6 protein-coding genes and 1 pseudogene are annotated in these 6,000 nt (G+C 71.0%); 4 read left to right on the forward strand and 3 right to left on the reverse strand.

Going from position 1 to position 6,000, the window contains the following annotated elements; translation table 11 throughout:
- Positions 1-24 precede the first annotated feature (24 nt).
- Both mmpB and AOK01_RS33740 read left to right on the forward strand, forming a co-directional pair.
- Positions 25-153, forward strand: a complete 129-nt coding sequence (gene mmpB / locus AOK01_RS46250; protein ID WP_107099989.1) for a morphogenic membrane protein MmpB — start codon at positions 25-27, stop codon at positions 151-153.
- 31 nt (positions 154-184) lie between these two features.
- Positions 185-805 carry a nucleoside triphosphate pyrophosphatase gene (locus AOK01_RS33740; RefSeq protein WP_055518423.1) on the forward strand — a complete coding sequence of 207 codons (621 nt, stop codon included), beginning with the start codon at positions 185-187 and terminating at the stop codon, positions 803-805.
- Between the two features lie 36 nt (positions 806-841).
- Here AOK01_RS33740 and AOK01_RS33745 read toward each other — a convergent pair whose 3' ends face one another.
- Positions 842-1,354 (reverse strand): hypothetical protein, encoded by a 513-nt coding sequence (locus AOK01_RS33745; RefSeq protein ID WP_055518424.1) that lies wholly within the window; start codon positions 1,352-1,354, stop codon positions 842-844.
- A gap of 372 nt (positions 1,355-1,726) precedes the next feature.
- Here AOK01_RS33745 and AOK01_RS33750 point away from each other — a divergent pair, with 372 nt between their 5' ends.
- Both AOK01_RS33750 and AOK01_RS33755 read left to right on the forward strand, forming a co-directional pair.
- Positions 1,727-3,499, forward strand: a complete 1,773-nt coding sequence (locus AOK01_RS33750) for an acetyl/propionyl/methylcrotonyl-CoA carboxylase subunit alpha (protein WP_055518426.1) — start codon at positions 1,727-1,729, stop codon at positions 3,497-3,499.
- A gap of 199 nt (positions 3,500-3,698) precedes the next feature.
- Positions 3,699-4,265 (forward strand): TetR/AcrR family transcriptional regulator, encoded by a 567-nt coding sequence (locus tag AOK01_RS33755; protein ID WP_055518428.1) that lies wholly within the window; start codon positions 3,699-3,701, stop codon positions 4,263-4,265.
- Positions 4,266-4,367: 102 nt separating this feature from the next.
- Here AOK01_RS33755 and AOK01_RS33760 read toward each other — a convergent pair whose 3' ends face one another.
- Together AOK01_RS33760 and AOK01_RS33765 are read right to left on the reverse strand one after the other, a co-directional pair.
- The gene (locus tag AOK01_RS33760) at positions 4,368-5,330 is read right to left on the reverse strand and encodes a DeoR/GlpR family DNA-binding transcription regulator (protein WP_079103984.1); all 963 of its coding nucleotides are present in this window, start codon (positions 5,328-5,330) and stop codon (positions 4,368-4,370) included.
- A 191-nt stretch (positions 5,331-5,521) separates the two neighbouring features.
- A pseudogene (locus AOK01_RS33765) lies at positions 5,522-6,000 on the reverse strand (NAD(P)H-quinone dehydrogenase); the annotation flags it as partial.

Here is a 6,000-nt window from a genome sequence, read left to right on the forward strand (position 1 = left end):
TCCGCCGGAGCCACGATCGGAGACATGCTGTGGTCCGACCCGGAGAACGAGCCGCCGAAGGAGCTGCGCGACATGCAGAACATGTTGCGGCGGCTCGGCGTTCTCATGGCGCTGGCCGTGGTGTTCGCGATGGTCATCCTCGGCCTGATGTGAGCCGCCGCGGCCCCGCCGATACGCTGGCCGCATGACTGATCAGCCACGTCGCAGGCTCGTTCTCGCCTCCAAGTCCCCCGCCCGGCTCGGACTGCTGCGGCAGGCGGGGATGGCCCCCGAGGTCGTCGTCAGCGGGGTCGACGAGGACGCCGTGACCGCTCCGACCCCCGCCGAGCTGGCGCTCGCCCTCGCCGAGGCGAAGGCTTCCGTGGTGGCGGCGAAGCCCGAGGTCGCCGGCGCCCTGGTGATCGGCTGCGACTCGGTGCTCGAACTGGACGGCGTGGCGTACGGCAAGCCGGCCGACGCCGAGGAGGCGACCGCGCGCTGGAAGTCGATGCGCGGCCGGGCGGGCACCCTGCAGACCGGCCACTGCGTGTGGGACACGGCGGCCGGCCGTCACACGTCGGGGGTCGCGTCCACCGTCGTCCGCTTCGGCGAACCGACGGACGCGGAGATCGCCGCGTACGTCGCCTGGGGTGAGCCGCTGCACGTCGCCGGGGCGTTCACGCTCGACGGCCGTTCGGCCCCGTTCGTCGACGGCATCGACGGCGACCACGGCAACGTCATCGGGCTCTCGCTGCCGCTGCTGCGCCGACTGCTGGCCGAACTGGGCGTCGGCATCACGGAGTTGTGGGCCCCGCACGAGAAGTGACGCGAGAAGCGACCCGAGCGGGCGGCGGGCAGGCCGTCAGGAGGCCGAGGGCGCCGGGGGCGGAGGCATGACCGGCGGACCGCTGTCCGCGGGGCCACCGGTCGCCGGCCCGCCGCTCGCCGGGCCACCGTCCGGCTTCGCGTCGGACACGGCAGCCTCCCGGCGGTCGTACGTCATGAAGATGAGCACGATCAGCCCGAGCACGACCATCATGAAGGCGAACGCGCCCCAGCCCACCAGGCCGACCGTGAACGCGCCGAGGAGGGCGTGCACCACCGCCGCGCTGATCAGCAGGATGCGGCCGAGGCCGGCGGGCGCGCGGTCGCGCAGGGCGACCCGCAGCGCGGTGAAGGCGCAGAGCGCGAAGTAGAGACCGAAGAGCAGTCCCGCGACCTTCGAGGACGTGGACATCACGTCCGAGTCGAGCCCTGCGAGGGACATGTCCTGCCGGTCGACCACGACGCCCATGAACCAGTTGACCAACGCGATGCCCACCGCCTCCACGAAGAGCACGATCGCCGTCACCCACGCCACCGGTCTGCGGACCACCGGCCCCCACCCACTTTCGACATCCGCCCGACCAGGGCTGCTGTTACCCCCAGTATGTTCAGGACAGCAGCACGCTACTAACGAGTAGACCCAGGGGCAAGGGATCAGCAGCGGGCAAAGAATCGTTGGGCCATTCGTAGGGACTCCACAAAGAAACCCAGTGGCGCGCAGCACCCTCTCACAGAGACCTTGACCACACCGGAGAGCTAGGGTTCATGGCAAGCCCACTGCGTACCGAGGTGCGACAAGGGATTTCGCGGGCGAGCAGGCCTTGTATCACGCTCCGTGTGGGCAAGCTCACCACCGGGGACGGGTCGAAACGACGTGTCGGCAGTCCCTAAACTCGGCTTGTTTCAAGGAGAGGGAGCCAACGTGCGCAAGGTGTTGATCGCCAACCGTGGCGAAATCGCTGTTCGTGTTGCCCGGGCGTGCCGAGACGCCGGCATCGCGAGCGTGGCGGTGTACGCCGAGCCGGACCGGGACGCGCTGCATGTCCGGGTCGCGGACGAGGCGTTCGCGCTGGGCGGTGACACTCCCGCGAGCAGTTACCTCGACATCGCCAAGGTGCTCCAGGCCGCCAAGGACTCCGGAGCGGACTCGATCCATCCGGGATACGGCTTCCTCTCGGAGAACGCCGACTTCGCCCAGGCCGTTCTGGACGCCGGGCTCATCTGGATCGGCCCGCCCCCGCAGGCGATCCGTGACCTCGGCGACAAGGTCGCCGCCCGGCACATCGCCCAGCGCGCCGGCGCCCCGCTGGTCGCGGGCACACCGGACCCGGTGTCGGGCGCCGACGAGGTCGTCACGTTCGCCCGGGAGCACGGCCTGCCGATCGCGATCAAGGCGGCGTTCGGCGGCGGCGGGCGGGGCCTGAAGGTCGCCCGCACGCTGGAGGAGGTCCCCGAGCTGTACGACTCGGCGGTGCGCGAGGCGGTGGCCGCCTTCGGCCGCGGCGAGTGCTTCGTGGAGCGCTACCTCGACAAGCCCCGCCACGTGGAGACCCAGTGCCTGGCCGACACCCACGGCAACGTGGTGGTCGTCTCGACCCGTGACTGCTCGCTGCAGCGCCGCCACCAGAAGCTGGTCGAGGAGGCGCCCGCGCCGTTCCTCTCCGAGGCCCAGGTCGCCGAGCTGTACGCGTCGTCCAAGGCGATCCTCAAGGAGGCCGGCTACGTCGGCGCGGGCACCGTCGAGTTCCTGGTCGGCACCGACGGCACCATCTCCTTCCTGGAGGTCAACACCCGCCTCCAGGTCGAGCACCCGGTCACCGAGGAGGTCGCCGGCATCGACCTGGTCCGGGAGATGTTCCGCATCGCCGACGGCGAGGAACTGGGTTACGACGACCCGCCGCTGCGCGGCCATTCCTTCGAGTTCCGCATCAACGGCGAGGACCCGGGCCGCGGCTTCCTGCCGGCCCCCGGCACCGTGACCACGTTCGCCCCGCCGTCAGGACCGGGTGTGCGCCTGGACGCGGGCGTGGAGTCCGGCAGTGTGATCGGCCCGGCCTGGGACTCCCTGCTCGCCAAGCTGATCGTCACCGGCGCGACCCGGGAGCAGGCGCTCCAGCGGGCCGCCCGGGCGCTGGAGGAGTTCACCGTCGAGGGCATGGCCACCGCCGTCCCCTTCCACCGCGCGGTGGTCACCGACCCCGCCTTCGCCCCCGAACTGAGTGGCTCCACCGAGCCCTTCACGGTCCACACCCGCTGGATCGAGACCGAGTTCGTCAACGAGATCCCGGCCTTCACCACGCCCGCGGACACCGACACGGACGACGAGCCGGGCCGCGAGACGGTGGTCGTCGAGGTCGGCGGCAAGCGCCTGGAGGTCTCCCTGCCGGTCTCGCTGGGCATGTCCCTGGCCCGTACGGGGCTGGCGGCGGGCGCCAAGCCCAAGCGCCGCGCGGCCAAGAAGTCCGGCCCGGCCACCTCCGGCGACACCCTCGCCTCCCCCATGCAGGGCACCATCGTGAAGGTGGCCGTCGAGGAGGGCCAGGAGGTCAAGGAGGGCGACCTGATCGTCGTCCTGGAGGCCATGAAGATGGAACAGCCCCTGAACGCCCACCGCTCGGGCACCATCAAGGCCCTGGCCGCAGAGGTCGGCGCCTCTCTCACCTCAGGCGCCGTCATCTGCGAAATCAAGGACTGACCCACCGGACCCTGAGGGCGCCGCCCCGTCAGGGGCGCGCTCTCAGGGGCGCGCTCTCAGGGGCGCGGGGAACTGCGCGACCAGCCACCCACCGACCCGCACCCCCAGACGGCCGTCACTGGGCAGACGAAACGGCACCCCAACCGCAGACCCAGACCGCCAACCGCCGGCATCCGTCACAAAAGAGGGCAGGCAATCCATGGCCACCCCGCCGGCAGGCAAACGCGCTGACGCCCGCCGCAACCACGACCGCCTCCTCACCGAGGCCCGCACCGTGTTCGCCCGGAACGGCGCCGACGCCTCCCTGGAGGACGTGGCCAGACGAGCGGGCGTCGGCATCGGCACCCTGTACCGCCACTTCCCGAACAGGCACGCGCTCCTGAGCGCGATCTTCGCGGACGCGGTGAGCGATCTGCTGAACCTCTCGCGGGAACTGCTCGACGACCCCCAGCCGTGCACGGCGCTGGTGGCATGGCTGCGTGCCGTCATCACTCATGCGAGTGAGTACCGCGGGCTGGCACGCGCGCTGATGTCGGCCTCGCACGACGACGCGTCGGCGCTCGCGCGGTGCAGCGACCCGATGCACGAGGCGGGCAGCGCCCTCCTCACGCGTGCGCAGCGGGCAGGCGACGTACGCCCCGGTGTCTCGATCGGTGATCTGCTCCAGCTGACCAACGCGATCGCGCTGGCCGCCGAAGAGACCCCGGGCGACCCGGAGCTGGCGGACCGCCTGCTGACGCTGACCTTGCGGGGCCTGAAGGCCTGACGCTACGACTCCTGACGCACGGACTGGACCGCCGCCCGTCAGCACCACCCTGTCGGTGTCAGCCGGCCCCCACATCGCGTCGTCACCCGCGGCGGGTCGGCGTCAACGCCTGCGAAGGTCCGCGACCCGCGCCCGCTCGCTCTGGGTCTGATCCCCCAGAACCGCCGCGGCGCTGCGCAACTGCGGCCCCTTGCCGGGCACAGCACCACGTCGGGGGCCGGGCAGCGGCACGTCCCGGCGTGGCGACTGGCGCCCCGCCGGAGCCGTATCGCCACCCGAACCGCCCGCTCCGGCCACCGCGATCTGTACGCCCTGGTCGGCCAGGGCCTGCAGTTCGGTGGCCGCGCGGTCGTCCTGGGCCGGTGGCTCGTCGGTGACCAGCCGGGTGATCACATCGGTCGGCACCGTCTGGAACATCGTGTCGGTGCCGAGCTTCGTATGGTCGGCCAGGACGACGACCTCGGCGGCCGCCTGGACGAGCGCGCGGTCGACGGACGCCGACAGCATGTTGGAGGTGGACAGGCCGCGCTCCGCGGTCAGGCCGCTCCCCGACAGGAAGGCCCGGGAGACCCGCAGCCCCTGGAGGGACTGCTCGGCCCCGCTGCCCACCAGGGCGTAGTTGGAACCGCGCAGGGTGCCGCCGGTCATCACGACTTCCACCCGGTTGGCATGGGCCAGCGCCTGGGCCACCAGCAGGGAGTTGGTGACGACGGTCAGCCCCGGCACCCGCGCGAGCCGGCGAGCCAGCTCCTGCGTGGTGGTGCCCGCCCCCACCACGATGGCCTCGCCCTCTTCGACGAGACTCGCGGCGAGGTCGGCGATGGCCGTCTTTTCGGCGGTCGCGAGATGGGATTTCTGCGGAAAGCCGGACTCCCGCGTGAACCCGCCCGGCAATACCGCACCGCCGTGCCGGCGGTCGAGGAGTCCTTCTGCCTCCAGTGCGCGCACGTCCCGCCGTACGGTCACTTCGGAGGTCTGGACGACGCGGGCGAGCTCACGGAGCGACACGGCTCCATTTGCTCGCACCATTTCGAGGATCAATTGGCGACGTTCTGCAGCGAACACGAAACTGACAGTAACCCCAACGACCGTCTGCTTTCAGCAGTTTGCGCCGAATAACAGAAGTTGTTCGCATGGCATGGGCCGGAGTGGTATACGCACCCAATCACGCCGCCCAGGCCGCACGAAAGGCCGCCGGCCTGCCCGTGACCGGCGGGCCGGCGAGCCCGGTGACCAGCGGCGAACCGCCTTCGGCCTCAGGCCCCGCCGACGGACTTCCGGGTGTGCAACTGCCGTGCCACCTCGGCGATCGAGCCCGACAGGGACGGGTACACGGTGAAGGCCTTCGCGACCTGTTCGACGGTCAGGTTGTTGTCGACCGCGAGCGAGATGGGGTGAATGAGCTCCGAGGCGCGCGGCGCGACGACCACACCGCCGACGACGATCCCGGTGCCCGGACGGCAGAGGATCTTCACGAAACCGTCCCGGATGCCCTGCATCTTGGCGCGCGGGTTGCGCAGCAGGGGCAGCTTCACGACCCGGGCGTCGATGACACCGCCGTCGACGTCCGCCTGCGAGTAACCGACGGTGGCGATCTCGGGGTCGGTGAAGACGTTCGACGACACCGTCTTCAGGTTGAGCGGGGCGACCGCGTCGCCGAGGAAGTGGTACATGGCGATCCGGCCCTGCATGGCGGCCACCGAGGCGAGCGCGAAGACACCGGTGACGTCACCGG

The sequence above is a fragment of the Streptomyces aurantiacus genome, from assembly GCF_001418335.1.
Classification (GTDB): Bacteria; Actinomycetota; Actinomycetes; order Streptomycetales; family Streptomycetaceae; genus Streptomyces; species Streptomyces aurantiacus.

Coding starts and splice junctions, on each gene's coding strand:
- AOK01_RS33755 (WP_055518428.1), top strand. CDS start 3,699: ATGGCCACCCCGCCGGCAGGCAAACGCGCTGACGCCCGCCGCAACCAC.
- mmpB (WP_107099989.1), top strand. CDS start 25: ATGCTGTGGTCCGACCCGGAGAACGAGCCGCCGAAGGAGCTGCGCGAC.
- AOK01_RS33740 (WP_055518423.1), top strand. CDS start 185: ATGACTGATCAGCCACGTCGCAGGCTCGTTCTCGCCTCCAAGTCCCCC.